Source organism: Actinotignum urematis (assembly GCF_051264595.1).
Classification (GTDB): Bacteria; Actinomycetota; Actinomycetes; order Actinomycetales; family Actinomycetaceae; genus Actinotignum; species Actinotignum timonense_A.
The window spans coordinates 1-12,291 of sequence record NZ_JBOZBG010000021.1; the positions used below are offsets into that span (position 1 = coordinate 1).

13 protein-coding genes are annotated in these 12,291 nt (G+C 59.7%); 5 read left to right on the forward strand and 8 right to left on the reverse strand.

Translation table 11 applies throughout. The features are described from left to right. The 5 genes from ACRQDJ_RS08180 to ACRQDJ_RS08200 all read left to right on the forward strand — a co-directional run. The coding region (locus ACRQDJ_RS08180; RefSeq protein WP_435717986.1) for a Fic family protein at window positions 1-828 on the forward strand (828 nt) is incomplete at its 5' end. Between the two features lie 135 nt (window positions 829-963). Then, on the forward strand, window positions 964-1,629 hold the full coding sequence (locus ACRQDJ_RS08185; protein ID WP_284904559.1) for a TetR/AcrR family transcriptional regulator: 666 nt from the start codon (window positions 964-966) through the stop codon (window positions 1,627-1,629). A 12-nt stretch (window positions 1,630-1,641) separates the two neighbouring features. Continuing rightward, window positions 1,642-3,495 carry an ABC transporter ATP-binding protein gene (locus ACRQDJ_RS08190; protein WP_284904557.1) on the forward strand — a complete coding sequence of 618 codons (1,854 nt, stop codon included), beginning with the start codon at window positions 1,642-1,644 and terminating at the stop codon, window positions 3,493-3,495. After that, window positions 3,489-5,219: an ABC transporter ATP-binding protein gene (locus ACRQDJ_RS08195; RefSeq protein ID WP_284904555.1), complete on the forward strand. Its 1,731-nt coding sequence runs from the start codon at window positions 3,489-3,491 to the stop codon at window positions 5,217-5,219. Before ACRQDJ_RS08190 ends, ACRQDJ_RS08195 begins: the two co-directional genes overlap by 7 nt. A gap of 194 nt (window positions 5,220-5,413) precedes the next feature. Beyond that, the gene (locus tag ACRQDJ_RS08200) at window positions 5,414-5,779 is read left to right on the forward strand and encodes an SdpI family protein (protein ID WP_284904553.1); all 366 of its coding nucleotides are present in this window, start codon (window positions 5,414-5,416) and stop codon (window positions 5,777-5,779) included. 574 nt (window positions 5,780-6,353) lie between these two features. Here the strand turns inward: ACRQDJ_RS08200 and ACRQDJ_RS08205 are convergent. From ACRQDJ_RS08205 to ACRQDJ_RS08240, 8 genes are all read right to left on the reverse strand, one after another. After that, on the reverse strand, window positions 6,354-6,926 hold the full coding sequence (locus tag ACRQDJ_RS08205; RefSeq protein WP_284904552.1) for a Panacea domain-containing protein: 573 nt from the start codon (window positions 6,924-6,926) through the stop codon (window positions 6,354-6,356). A 68-nt stretch (window positions 6,927-6,994) separates the two neighbouring features. Continuing rightward, on the reverse strand, window positions 6,995-7,375 hold the full coding sequence (locus ACRQDJ_RS08210) for a hypothetical protein (RefSeq protein ID WP_284904550.1): 381 nt from the start codon (window positions 7,373-7,375) through the stop codon (window positions 6,995-6,997). 98 nt (window positions 7,376-7,473) lie between these two features. Beyond that, the gene (locus tag ACRQDJ_RS08215; RefSeq protein WP_350309601.1) at window positions 7,474-7,626 is read right to left on the reverse strand and encodes an HNH endonuclease; all 153 of its coding nucleotides are present in this window, start codon (window positions 7,624-7,626) and stop codon (window positions 7,474-7,476) included. Window positions 7,627-7,836: 210 nt separating this feature from the next. Beyond that, a complete protein-coding gene (locus ACRQDJ_RS08220; RefSeq protein WP_301575282.1) occupies window positions 7,837-8,496 on the reverse strand; it encodes a hypothetical protein in 660 nt (219 codons plus the stop codon). A gap of 2 nt (window positions 8,497-8,498) precedes the next feature. Continuing rightward, window positions 8,499-9,110, reverse strand: coding sequence for a hypothetical protein (locus ACRQDJ_RS08225; protein WP_301575284.1), 612 nt, complete (start codon window positions 9,108-9,110; stop codon window positions 8,499-8,501). Continuing rightward, complete coding sequence (locus ACRQDJ_RS08230) at window positions 9,103-9,903, reverse strand: ABC transporter ATP-binding protein (protein ID WP_301575286.1); 801 nt, start codon at window positions 9,901-9,903, stop codon at window positions 9,103-9,105. The genes ACRQDJ_RS08225 and ACRQDJ_RS08230 overlap by 8 nt, the downstream gene beginning before the upstream one ends. Next, window positions 9,896-11,023: a FecCD family ABC transporter permease gene (locus ACRQDJ_RS08235; RefSeq protein ID WP_284904547.1), complete on the reverse strand. Its 1,128-nt coding sequence runs from the start codon at window positions 11,021-11,023 to the stop codon at window positions 9,896-9,898. Before ACRQDJ_RS08235 ends, ACRQDJ_RS08230 begins: the two co-directional genes overlap by 8 nt. A 13-nt stretch (window positions 11,024-11,036) precedes the next feature. Next, the gene (locus tag ACRQDJ_RS08240; protein ID WP_274736337.1) at window positions 11,037-12,191 is read right to left on the reverse strand and encodes an ABC transporter substrate-binding protein; all 1,155 of its coding nucleotides are present in this window, start codon (window positions 12,189-12,191) and stop codon (window positions 11,037-11,039) included. Window positions 12,192-12,291 lie beyond the last annotated feature (100 nt).

Here is a 12,291-nt window from a genome sequence, read left to right on the forward strand (position 1 = left end):
CACCCCGCTGCCGGCGGATGTGGCCGTGCTTATCGAGTCACTGCCAAAGTCGCACTAAATGAGCCAAGTCAGGACCTTGTTGAAAAACTGGAACGCCCGGGGGACGGCGGGAAATTCTGGCTGGATTCTTTGGGAGAGCTTGGGCGGCGCGAGAACCGTATTCGCGTAATCCACGCCACCCTTGCCATTGAGGGGAATACCTTGCCGCTGGAGACAGTCCGGGCCATTCTTGGCGGTGAATATATCGCGGACGTGACAGCTCAGGTTCTTGAGGCGCATAACGCCGGCAGTGCATATGACCTGCTCCCCGAACTTGATCCGATGTCAGCGCGCGATGTGCTACGTGCGCACGGAACCATGATGAGCGGGCTAGTTCCCGAGAGCGGGTGTTTCCGCTCTGGCGGTGTGGGGGTCTTTGCGGGGAGTGTGGTTGTGCACGCGGCTCCGCCGGCGGATCTGGTTCCGCAACACATGTGCCATTTGCTCGCGTGGTATCAGGAATCCACGTTGCACCCGCTTATAAAGAGCGCGGTTTTCCATTACGAATTCGAGTTCATCCATCCCTTCGCCGACGGCAACGGGCGTACGGGCCGGCTCTGGCATTCTCTGCTCCTTGGCCGCTGGAAAGAGATCTTCTTCTGGCTTCCCGTGGAAGAATTCATCCGGTCACGCCAGCAGGATTATTACCGAGCTTTCGTTGTTGCGGGTAAGGAAGGGGATAGCTCGAATTTTGTTGAGCTTATGTTGGAGATAATCCGCGATTCCTTGACCGAAGTCGATGTACTTGGTCGGTCGACCGACCAAGATACCGACCAAGATAGCGTCTAAGTTACCGGCCAAGATAATGGTTCAAGTTACCAGTCACGGCAACGTCGATTCCGATACTCCGAAATAGCCCCTTGCTGCCCTGCCTCTGCCGGGCTATCCTTATCGCATAACAGTGTTATGTGAAATGGGGTTGCGGTGGCGGCACGTGGAAATAGCTCAACACGGGAACGGATCCTTGCCGCGGCTTTGCGGACTTTTTCCGAGCACGGCTATGAAGCAGCCAGCTTGCGTGTGATTGCCAAAGAAGCCAATGTCACCACCGGCGCCCTCTATACCCATTTTGATAATAAACAAGCCTTGTTTGCGGCTCTTGTGGAACCCTGTTGCCAGGAATTACGCCAGCGGCACCGCGAAGGTATTATGCGCGGTCTTGCCCTCACGGAAAAGTCGCTCGGCGAAAAGTCGCGCGCGGAAGAACCGCGGGAGGGTGGTAGCGGTGCAGGTGAGGATCTTGGTAGCAGCATCACGGACTGGATGATCGATTACGTCTATGACCACCTCACCGTATTTCAATTAGTTCTGTGGGGATCCGCGGGCACTCCCTATCAGAGCTTCGTAGCTGACCTAGCCGAATACGAAGCCCGCCTCTATATCGAGCTCGGCCCGGAAGATGCGGTATGGCCCGCCTTCGCGCAGGTCATGTGCGAAACCGGCTGGTATGGCTTCTTTGGCGCTCTCAGGCAAGGCCTCAACCGTGAGAACGCCAAAAAATACCTGGGCTTACTTCAGAACTTCCGGGAAGCCGGATGGCGGAGTCTCTTGGAAGAGCCGGTACATTCCGGCACGCATGTGCTCGGGTAGAAAGAAGATCCCATGGCTCACCATCAAGGGAAAAACGCGAAGCAGGCTCCGAAAACGACTACGTGGCAGCTGGTCGCACCCGTGCGCACGTCAATGCTGGTTTCCTTCATTATTGCCGGCATCGGATCCGGCGCTTCGGTCATTCCGTATATCGCATTAGTTGGCTTGGCTGATGACTGGCTCGGCGGCCACGGCGCGGCACGTATCTGGTGGTGGTTGGGGCTCACCCTGGTGGGCTTGCTGGTACATCACATCTGTTACAACTGGGCAGTTGGTATCACCCATATCAGCGAAGCAGGGCTGCGGCATCGGCTGCGCCGTCGTATCATCACACATTTAGGCGCCTTGCCTTTGGGGCGCGTGCGGCGGCTGGGCCCTGGTGAAATCCGGAAAATCGTGGTTGATGACACCAGCGCCATCCATACCCTGGTTGCCCATGCCAGCGCCGAACTCGCCAGTGCGCTCGTGGCACCGTTGGTGGGCGGCATCTACCTGTGTGTGCTCGACTGGAGGCTGGCACTCCTCCTGGGCGGAGTATTTATTATTGCCGTTGGCCTGGCCATGGGGATCGCTTTCCGTGGCGGGGATCAAGCCGTTAAAGACTACGACGTCGCCCAACGGAAACTCGCGGACGCAACCGTGGAGCTTGTTGATGGCATAAAAGAAATCAAAAACTACCAACTCCCCGCCACCGGAGTCGGCGGGCGCTTCACCACGGCGCGGGAAGAAAATTCCGACGCGTCCTTCCGGTGGTTGGCCGGGGCCGGTAAAGGAATTGCGGTGGTATCCGCATTGAGCCAGCCGGGCGTGATCCTCGCGTGGAGCGCCCCGCTCATTTGCTGGTTCGTGTGGAGCGGCTGGATCACACCCGCGAGCAGTCTGGCGTTCTTCACCATTTGGCTCGGGCTGCCCGCGGGGCTGGGGCAACTCATGACGCTCACTCAGAACCTGCAAGGCTCACTGCGGGCCGGGGAAGATACAGCGGCGCTGCTGGCGGAAAAACCGCAGGAAGTAGGGGATTACCAGGTTCCTGCCCTGGCTGCGCGCACTACGGATTCGGCCGCTACGGATTCGGCCGCTAAGACTACGGGCGTCACGGCTTCGGCCGCTAAGGCTGAGACCGTTATAGATTCGGCCGCCCCGGAGCTACGTTTCCAGAATGTGTCCTTCGGTTATGCTCCAGGCCGCCCGGTCTTGCACGATATTAGTTTCACCCTCCCATCCGGAACTCTGACCGCCGTGGTCGGGCCCTCGGGAGCTGGGAAAACTACCATCGGTGCACTCGCGGCACGTTTTTGGGATCCGGAAAGTGGCTGCATTACCCTGGGCGGGCACGACCTGCGCGAATACAGCCGTGCGGGGCTCTACAGCCAGGTCGGGACAGTATTTCAGGATGTGTCCTTAGCGGCGGTGAGTGTGCGGGATAACCTCCTGCTCGGCAACCGGGAGGCTACCGATGCACAGCTACAGGAAGCGGCGGCCCGCGCGCATATCGCCAAACGGATCGCCGCACTCCCGGCCGGGTATGACACGATCCTGGGGGAGGCCGCTGTGCTTTCCGGCGGTGAAGCGCAGCGCTTGAGTATCGCCCGTACCTTGTTAGCTGATCCTCCGCTCCTTATTATGGATGAAGCGAACGCACACCAAGATACTCATACCGCGCAGGCTCTGCACCAGGTCATCGCGGCGCGGCGCGGGCATAGCTCCACCTTGGTGATCGCCCACCGGCTAAGCGGTCTCGCCCAAGCCGACCAGATTCTGGTGATTGCGGGCGGGCGAATCGTACAATCCGGCCGCCACGACGAACTCGCGGCCACCGCGGGCCTGTACCGCGACATGCTGAAAGAGCAGGGAATCCCATGCTGAAAATGCTCACGGCGATGCGCACCGTACTACATGTGCGCCAAATAAAAATCTTGATAGGGGCCTACACCGCGGCCGCGGTGGCCCAAGGCATCACCTTAGCGATGCTCATCGGGTTCCTCCGGGCACTGCTCACCGAAGGTGGCGCTGGCGGCGGTGCGCCGGCCGATGGGCAGCTATCCTCTTGGCTCATTGCGATATGCATCAGCGGAGCCATCACGTTTTTCCTCTACGTGGTGACGATGAGCTGGTCTTACCGGGTGAGCGTGTACGCGATCTGCGACGAGCTCATGAAAAAAATCGGCGCGGCGGTAGTGCGCCTCCCGGTCGGGTGGTTCACCCCATCCCGCCGCACCGCGGTTATAAATGCCACTTCGAAAGACGTTAACACCCTCTCCCACCTGGCTTCCCTGGTTTTCCCTGCGGTGATATCCGGCGTGGTGGTTCCTTTCGTCATGGCGGTGGTGGTCACGGTGGTTGAATGGCGCCTCGGGGTGGTTCTCGCGGTGACCAGTATCGGATTGTGGTTTATCTGGGGATGGATGCATCGAGCAGTGCGCGAAGCCCAAGCCAGCGAAGCCCGGCTCTCACGCCGAGTAGCCGGGCGGATTATCGAATTCGCGAAACTCCAGCAAGTCCTGCGCGGCAGCGGGCAAACCCAATGGCAGCCCCTGGATGAGGCGCTCGCTGCCGAGTCCACCGGAATCCTGCGGACGCTGCGCAGCCAAAGCCGCCCGGCCTCCGCATTCCTCCTGCTGGTTGAACTGGCTTTCGCCGTATGCCTGGGCTGGGGCGGAGCCCTGGTGGTTGGTGGCGGCCTGGATTTCCTCAGCTTCCTGGCCATCGCCGTTGTTCTCACCCGTATTAATCTGCCGCTCTCGCAATCAGTCTTATACTCCACCGCGCTCACGGATTCTATGCAAGCCCTCGAGCGGGTGCGCGAAATTATCGCGGCCGCCGAGGAACAGCCCGATATCTCGACTGTCGCCGAGCCCGTGAACGCGGATTCTGGCGTGCTCGCGCCCTCCCACGCGAACCCAGGGCCGAGCGTATCTCCCGAGGCGGATCCAGGCGTGCTCGCCGATAGCACCATCGAATTTTCCGGGGTGACCTTCGGCTACGATCCGCGCTACCCCGTGCTGCGTGATCTCAACTTGAAAGCCCCGGAAGGTAAAGTGACCGCTTTAGTGGGCCCGTCAGGTGCGGGGAAAACTACCGCATTGGCGTTGGTCGCCGGCTTTTGGCAGCCACAGGGCGGAACCATCACTCTCGGCGGGCGCGATATTCGCGAATGCAAGCCCATGCGCCACATCGCAATGGTGTTCCAGGATGTCTACCTCTTCAGCGGGTCCATCCGAGAAAACCTGACGCTGGCCAAGCCGGATGCCACGGAGGAAGAAATCCTCACCGCGGTAAGCCAGGCCGGGCTGGATCCAGTTATCGAGCGGCTGCCCGCCGGACTTGACACCCAGGTAGGTCCGGGCGGAAATGCGCTCTCCGGTGGGGAGAAACAACGCGTTGCCATCGCCCGAGCTTTCCTCAAAGACAGCCCGATCCTCCTCCTCGACGAAATCACCTCCGCGCTGGACAGCATCACCGAGGCAGTCATCGGCGAAGCGATACGACGCCTCGCCGCAGGCCGCACGGTACTCATGGTCGCCCACCGTCCCTCCACAATTGCGTGGGCAGACCAGGTCATCGATTTTTCGCAGCTCATGGCACGCTGAACCTGCGTATATTCGGTAGCGCAGCGCGCCCAGTGGGAAGCAAGCTGTCGGTATTTCCGACAGGTTCTATCGCTTACGAATTTGATGTGGGTACTGGTACGACGACGCTGCCACTCAGTAAACTGGCCCATGGGAAAATACCGTTCACTGAGAAGAGCGCCACCAGCAACGAAGCTGGCAGATGGGAGGGGTCAATGACCTGGCAGATCGCGGTAGTTATAGTGGTTATCTTATGGGGATCTGCGGTGGTTAGCGGCTGGTTTGCCTACGCCTCGCGCAAAAAGACCCTCAAGCTTAACGAACTCGTCGGGTACCGCACTGACATCATCATGACGAACCAGGAAACGTGGCAGGAAGCGCACGCCGCAGCTTGGCCGTGGACAGCCGCCGCCACAGCATGCCTAGTCTTCAGCGGTTTCGCGGTATTGCTCCCGCTCTCCGACGGGGTGATCGCCACGATCATCATCCTCAGCATGGTGGTGCTGCTCGCCTGCGTATTTGCCGGTGCACACCGCGCTCAGAAGGTTGCGAAACAGATTCTTTGCGAGCAAGAGCGGTGACCGAGCCAGGCAATAGGCTTCTGCTGCTATTCCTAGGGTAAGAAATGGGTGACGGCTTCGCGTGCAGCACTAATTGTCTTGTACATCGGGAAGGTGGAAGCCTGGCTGCTGTGGAGCGAAGTGAAACCATACTCACGCTGGTAGTAATTAGCGACGGATTTTACCTGTGTTTGCAGGATGATATAACGTACTCCGATAATCTCGCTTACCGCTGCGGCCTTAGAAAATACGTGTGCCATGAGTAAGGGGCCCAGCGAGCTCTTTCCTGCATAATCCGCGTGGAGAGCGAATTTACCTAGCAGTAAAGCAGGGTGATGATCGTAAGCCGCCTATAGGCTGCCGTTCTCAGGGAAATGATATCGATCTCGCTTCAAGATGCGCGTAGTAGGGACGTTTGTGCTGGTAAGCGCGAAATATCCGAGCGGCTCGCTCGAGTTCTCTTGGCAAAGTACCCACACCACGCAGGTATCCTCTTCCTGGAGTTTGCGAGCTTTGTCGCGGAGCCACCTTCCGAGCGAGTCGTTGTCTTTTCCTGTAATGAAAGAATCGAGGAAAATATCTTCGTTCAGGCGAGTCAGATGGAAAGACATCCCAAATCCCGAAGTTTCTCAAAAAACGAAGCCGGCGTTGGGGTTTCTTCGAAGGGGAAAGGATCGTAGATGATCTTGCGATCCGGTAGCGCAAAATCAGGACTCTTTCTCGTGACGAAGTAATCGATAATCTCGAAGCTTGACAGCGCCGCGCGCTTTGCTCCATGTGGGCGAGACTGCCATGCCTCAACCCATGGTTCCTCCTGCTGTGTGGCGCGGGTCAGTTCCTCAGGAGTTATGTCACCATACCGATCCCAGACTGCCTTCAGAATATCGCTGGTGTAAAGATCGAACTCCTTGGTTTCTTCTTCCCAAGCGGCATGGACTTCTTCGAGAAGCTTTTGATCCACAGTTGCGCGGCAAGCAGACGCCGTAAGGAGATCGCCTACAACGGGACCGTTCTCCATTGCGCAGAAGGCATCATCGAAGAGGGCTTCGCCTGTTTGGTAGCCGTACCAGCCAAAGGCATAGAAGCACAGTTTTTGCAGTTTGGGCGCGGACAAGCTGCCGGATGCTGACTGGGAAACGAAAAACTGGGCTACGTCAAAAACGCTCATGGGGAGACCTCCTGTCCCATCATTCTGGCATAAGACAGGTGGCTTGTATGCAGTCAGGAGCATCGAAATTATCCTTTCGTTAGTTGGCCGGCGCGCTGGTACGAGACTCCGAGAATGGCGCCGATATCGCGCAGAGTTAGGCCGTTTTCTTTAAGTTCGAGTGCAATGCTGCGTGTTTGTGCCGCAGCCTGCCGGGTGAGTTCTTCCGCCTCGTGGCGGAGACGGTATGTTTCTGCAATCCGGATATCGAAACCTTCGGGCAGGATGATATCAATGGAAGTATCGAAGCTATCGGCTGCGAGTCCAATTTGAGATGTGATAGCGCGCCGGATTACCTCTTCAGCCTGATCGAGCTTTGGACATTCTGAAACATGATCAACCGCATGGCATTCCAGGTGCCACTGTTTACCGGCACGTTCGGCGCTTGCTTTGAATACGGGGCGATTCATGTTTTCTTCTTTCTTGTAGGTGGTTGGCGGAATTCTAGCCCGGCTTGAAACTGTAGTCAAGCCGGGCTAGAAAAGATGCAGTGTTTTACGAGCGGACTTTAGAAGGGAGTGCAGTCTTCCCGCCGTCGAAGCCTTGCCGTTGCGGCGTCGTACTGTAAGCAGCCAATGTCAAAGGCGCGGTGATGGTTCCGGCACAGTAGCAATCCATTGTCGCTGGAGTCGGGTGCGCCGTTTCCTCTGGATGCTTCAATATTAGCGACCTCATGCGTGCGAGGTTCCGGGCCATTCTCCTAGGGTAGAAAAGGTGGGCGCGCGACATCTCGCACGCCCACCCGATTGCGTTCTCGACTAAGAGCCGCGCTCGCGTACAGCCAAGGCTGCACGCCAGCGGCACCGGCCGCACCGGCCGCCCGGGTCTCGCCGACCGCTCCGGTCGCCCCGGCCCGCGCCACGCGCCGGCGCTAATCCCCGAGCCACTCCAGCATGCGGTAGAGCAACTGGGTGGCGCCGGGCATGAAACCGGCCCCGTGATGGTAGGTCGCGTCCATCGTGGAAACCACCAGCTCGGCGGGGAAAGTCACATTATCGTGGTAGAGCAGCATATTCGGGTGATCGGGAAGCGCCAAATAATGCCCACCCCAGGGATCCACGCCCGGCCCGGTCTGCTCCACCTGCGTGAGTACCACCAGCGGCGTCGCCCCCGCCGGAGGCGCAAGCACCCCGTGATAATGCCAGTGGACGGCCTCATCGGAAAGATACTCCCAGAGCGGGTGATCAGTGTTCACTGAGCGCCGCCCCAGATCCTCGCCGGTACGCCAGGACCAGAAATTCGTGCCGCGCGGAGTCTCAGACGCGCCCGGCAGCCAACTATCCACCTGGTTAATACCATCGATAAATACTTTTTTACCGGCCTGCCCCAGGAAATCCAGCACCTGGCCGTGCTTCGCAGCCACCACACCCGGGTGATTACGTGCCGCCAGATAGACGGCGTCGAACTCCGAAAAATCTCCCGAATAATCCGGCCAGTACACGGGGGTGACCGGGCGCGCCCGCACGGCCGGATCTTTCACGGTCGCGAGGTGGAAAAACGAACCGGTATGCACAAATGCTATTTTCTTCATCGCTACTTCTCCAGGTACTCGGTGATGGCGCGGCGCAGCTCGGCGGCGGACGTGCCCGGGAAAGCGAAACCGCTGAGGTCGTTACCGTTGTGGACGATCACTTCGCCTTCGCCCAGCCGGTAGCTGACGTCCACCGGCAGCTTACCCGGGCCGATCCCCGTGATCACCCGGGCGCCTTTGGGCAGCTCAGCCAGGAAAGACCGCGCGTAAAAACCGGCCACCCCGATCTCGCGTAATTCCTCGAAGGAATGCTGGCCGGGCACGCCGGTGCGCAGCAGCATATCGCGCCGCTCCACACCCTCCCAGATCGGATGCGGCTCCACCGCACTCAGCCACACATCATCCAGCCCGTGAAATTCCATTTTTCGGTGGCTCGGCAGCCCATCCACCCAGCGCCGCATCGGCAGGCCATTGGCCAGCAATTTCCCGCCCGCGCGCACCCACGCGCTCAGGCGCTCGCGCTGAGTTTCCAGGAAAAGCTGATCGGCGCCCATCGACACCACAATTCCGCGGTAATCGGCCAGCTGGGTGCCGGGCAGTTCGTAGGTATCAATAAGATCAGGTGGCGTGCTCGCATCGCGCACCATATTCATAATCGTGAGGATATTACCCATCGTGGTCCTTTCTTTGCGAGGGTGGTGTGGAAGCGGAAGAGGCGGCGTCGTCGTTCGCACTGAAATCCGGTACGACGACGCACTGCGAGCCACGGTCAACCGGAACATCACGGACCCGAATCGGAGTGCGATAAAGGGTGCTCAGCCGCGCTTCGGTGAGTTGGCGCGCGGTTTCCCCGATGGAGAGGTCGTCGGCATCCATGACGAGGGTGGTGCGCGAGGTGAGGAAGGCGTGCGCCGGGTCGTGCGTGGTCATAATTATGGCCAGGCCCTCGGCTGCGAGCGTGCGAATAATCGTGAGGACGCGGCGCTGATTGCGCAGATCCAGGGCGGATGTTGGCTCGTCCAAAATGAGGGTGCTCGGGGTGGCGACCAGGGCGCGGGCAATGAGCGTGAGCTGGCGTTGCCCGCCGGAAAGCTCAGCATAGGTGGCCCCGCCTAAATGCGCGATGCCAACCCGTTCGAGCGCCTCCCAGGCGGCCTCGCTATCGGCGGCCGAAGGGCTGGCGAAAACTCGCATGGTGCGGGCCCGGCCCATGAGGACCATGTCATGCACGGTGAACTGGTGGTTTGCCGCGTGGGATTGCGGCACGTAGCCGATGGGCCCGTCGGAATGGACGCTGCCTTCCACCGGGGTGCGCACCCCGGCCAAGCAGGTCAGCAGGGTAGTTTTCCCGCGCGCATTCGGCCCGAGCACGGTCAGCACTTCGCCGGGGCGGGCCTCCAGCTCCACCCCGCGGAACAGCCACGGGCCGCCGCGATAGTGATGCCCAAGATTATCTGCTTTAAGCAAGAGCCCGCCCCTTCCGCGCACGCCGAATAAGCAGCCCAATAAATACCGGGGCGCCGATGGTGGCGGTCAAAATTCCCACCGGAATTTCCACCGAGGTCGCATTGCGCGCAATCGTGTCAATAATAAGGAGATACATCCCGCCCATGAGGAAAGACTCCGGGATAACCACGCGATTATCGTGCCCCACCAGCAGGCGCACCAGGTGCGGAATAACCAGGCCCACCCAGCCGATAATGCCAGCTGCGGCCACCGAAGCCGCCGTAAGAAGGGCGACGGCGAAAATACACACCCAGCGCATCGCACTCGGATTAATACCGAGAGCCCGGGCATCCTCATCGCCCAGCGAGAGCACATTAATACGCCAGCGCAGCGCCACCACCACGATCAGCCCAATAATAACGGGAATAATAATAGTGGTGACTTTTGCCCACGACGCCGCAGCTAGCGAGCCCATAAGCCAGAAAGTAATCGAGGGAAGTTTACTGTACGGGTCGGCCACGTAGGTCATGAGGGAAACCATGGCATTAAAGAACGCGGACACGACCACGCCGGCCAGCACAATCGTGAGGGTGGCCGAATGGGAGCGAATCCGCCCGATGAGCATGACGCAGACCACCGCGGAGAGCCCGAAAATGAAAGTGGATCCCATGAGAATAAAACTCGAGGTACCCACGAGGATCGCCAGCACCCCACCGAAGGCAGCCGCGGAAGAAACCCCCACAATATCGGGGGAGACCAGCGGGTTACGGAACAGGGACTGGAGCACCGCGCCGGAAACCGCCAGGCACCCACCGAGCACCACGGCAAGGATGACCCGCGGGGCCCGAATTTGGTTAATGGCCACCAGCGCGGAGCGATCTACATCATCCGGACTCGAGAAGAGGATGCGCACCACGTCCGGAGCACTAATGGAGAGCTGGCCCATGCCCATCGCCACCACCATCGCGCCGAGCAGCGCGATGGTGGTGATGAGCAGCACCGCGAAAGCCGCGGTGCGGCGCCGGGCGATGGTACTGACGGCTGTGGTTGGCGCGCTGGCCGCGGGTGCGGGGGCGGTAGCCCCCGCCGTCGTCGTACTCATCGTTCCCGGCACTGCACCGGGCGCACCGGATGCGGCCATTGAATCTGCGGATTTAGCGGACAACGTCATAATTAGCGCTGCCGGCATTAATATCGGTGCGCAGAACCAGATCGATATCTTCGTCGGTGAGATCGTAGTTGTAGACCCACTTCGTCTTCTCGCGCATGAGCGCGGGCATATCGACCTTAAATTCTCCCGGGTAGGCGAGGGCCGCCACGTAATTCCAGTACAGCGGCGATTCCGCGCACGGAACCTGCCAGCGGTACACGCCCAGCGGGGCGCGGTAGACGCGCTTATTCTTAATAGCACTTACTTCGGCCAGGCGCGGATCGTTATAAAGATCGTCGGGCACGGCCTTATCGAAAGCGGAAAGGAAAATAATTTCCGGATCCCAGGCCAGGATCTGCTCCGGGGAAACGATGCCATCCTGCACCACATCCGAGGTGGCCATATTCTGAATCCCGGCCACATCGAAAACGTGCTGCCCGTAGCTCTTTTCGGTATTCGCGGACATCTTTTCCGCCGAGTAGCTCAGCTGCAGCCCGCGCGGCTTGGGCTTGCCCAGCGCTGCGACCTGCTTGGATATCGATTCCTGTTCGCTGTGCATATAGTCGATAAGCTGCGCGGCGCGGTCTTCCTTGCCGAGGATTTCCCCGAAAAGCTTGATCCAGGTTTCCAGATTTTCCTGGGTGCCGTACTTGAGCCCGAGCACCGGAATGCCGGCCGACTCAATCGGGGTAATAAGATCCTCGCTGCGGTCACCCCACTGAATAAATACGTCCGGATCCTGCGCCAGAATGGTTTCCATATTCGGGGTGAATTGGCGATCCGCGATCACCGGGGTGGTCACCGAGGCGGGGAAAATCTTCGAAATAATGCCCTGTTTATTGGCGACCAGCAGCGATTCGTTAATCCCAACAATGCGATCCCAGGATCCATCTACCGCGGCAATAATGGTGGGCGCGGGAATCACCGCGGAGGCAATTTTTTGCACCGGGCGCGTGACTTCCACCTGGTGGCCGCGCTGATCGGTCACGGTGATGGGGCCGCTTGCGGCATCGCCCGTGGCGGGGGAGGCCGACGACGCAGCTGCGCTGGCACCACTCGAGCTGGTAGGTGATTCGGTAGAGGTGGAAGATGCGGAACAGCTCGCCAGTAACCCGGCGCAGAGCGCGCTCAGGGCAACGGTCATGACACGGCGTTTCACCAATGCTCCTTTGTTAGCGGCCGGGGCGTGAAACCGGCTCCCGACCTAGTGGTTAGGTGGCCCTAACTTTATGGAGTGGAGCGCGGGGTGTCAACCGTTA